We start from the raw sequence: 1,404 nt of genomic DNA on the forward strand, positions 1-1,404 counted from the left end.
ATTCGGGTGCCGGGCTCACCGCCCAACAAATCGAATCATTGTTCACGCCATTTGTGAGGCTGCCTGAACATAGACATGTTCAAGGCACCGGTATAGGTTTAACGATATGTAAACAGCTTATTGAATCGATGAATGGCACTATTGGAATAACAAGCATGCCGGGTACAGGAAGCACCGTTACGCTCACCGTTCCTTTAAGCCAGTCGACTTCCGATCACGTGTTCTCTCCTGCAAGTAATGCTTAAGTTTGGCAGGCTTATTGCTAAATAAAACATAGGTAGAGCCAATTACCCAGCAGGCAATTAATCAGGGATGGCATAACCAACAATTAGTTGAATAATACGTTAAGGAATGCGAACAGTTAGGTTCTTAGCTCACTCAAGAAAGAGCAACATGCGCCGTTAAAACAAGTGAGGGGGTGCAGCATGAAGACCTTGATATTGTTACTACTAGTTAGCTTTCAAGTTTCAGCAGAAGAGATCGACAGATCAGCTATGAATACTTGTTCTTACGCTGGCGGCATAGCCAGAGAAACTCAAAATATTCGTCACATTGAACAAGACAATTGGATAATATTCGAATATAAAGTCAGTTTAATGTACGAAGAAGGCGAAGGCCTTAATAACCTTCTCGTAATAGCTAAAACTGTCTATGACTATGCCCCCATAAATTCAAGCTCAACAGACGTATTTAACAACGTTTTTGATGCATGCATGGGCAAACACATCACCCATACTGTCAGCTTGCCCGAATTTGAATTATGACCCACTAGGTCCTTAACTGACCAAATTCGGCAAAGATCAGATTAAATCACCTGCTTAACAGTTGTCTGATGATTAATCTGACTCAGTAGTAATAAAGTGGCTACGTATTTTCTTACTTACGAAAGTCATGGTGGGCTTGAACTTGAGCAATAAACTGCTCCCGTACCTTTAACTCATGTAATTGCCTCTCTTCTACGAGGGGCATCATGGGAAAACGTTCACGCAGTGCTGCTGCAAACAGTCCCAGTCCTTGATATAAATACGCTTGTTGGTCTTCCTGATATACCTTAACGTGAAGCAATCCACAGCTTGGGGAGTTCTGCACTAAGATAAAACCATCTAGATTAGAAAAACCGGGCAGTTTTGCCTCTATCGCCTTGTTTAGCTGATTAGATAAATCTTCATGTCCGTCATCACGATACTGTAAGGCTGGAAACTCTGTGTTGCCGACCAAATGCATAGGCGCTCTAGGGATACCAAAGCCAGCAGCGACTTCTGGACAAAAAGTCACCAAATCAAAATGCGCGGCTATAATGTTCAGACAGATATCTGACCGTTTATCAGCGCCGTCATAACGTACTTGCATTCCTGCTAAACAGGCACTGACTCCAACTTGAATAGTAGAGGAAATCACCATCAA

Annotated in this window: 3 protein-coding genes; 2 read left to right on the forward strand and 1 reads right to left on the reverse strand. The window is 42.7% G+C overall.

Annotation, left to right across the window (positions count from 1 at the left end):
* A partial coding sequence (locus AC3AYF_RS20990) for a sensor histidine kinase (RefSeq protein WP_487780406.1) occupies positions 1–245 on the forward strand: 245 nt, incomplete at its 5' end.
* Positions 246–425: 180 nt separating this feature from the next.
* Positions 426–764 carry a hypothetical protein gene (locus AC3AYF_RS20995; protein WP_487780407.1) on the forward strand — a complete coding sequence of 113 codons (339 nt, stop codon included), beginning with the start codon at positions 426–428 and terminating at the stop codon, positions 762–764.
* 112 nt (positions 765–876) lie between these two features.
* Here AC3AYF_RS20995 and AC3AYF_RS21000 read toward each other — a convergent pair.
* On the reverse strand, positions 877–1,404 hold a 528-nt coding region (locus tag AC3AYF_RS21000; protein WP_487780408.1), incomplete at its 5' end, for a 2-thiouracil desulfurase family protein.

The sequence above is a fragment of the Salinicola sp. genome (assembly GCF_982684285.1).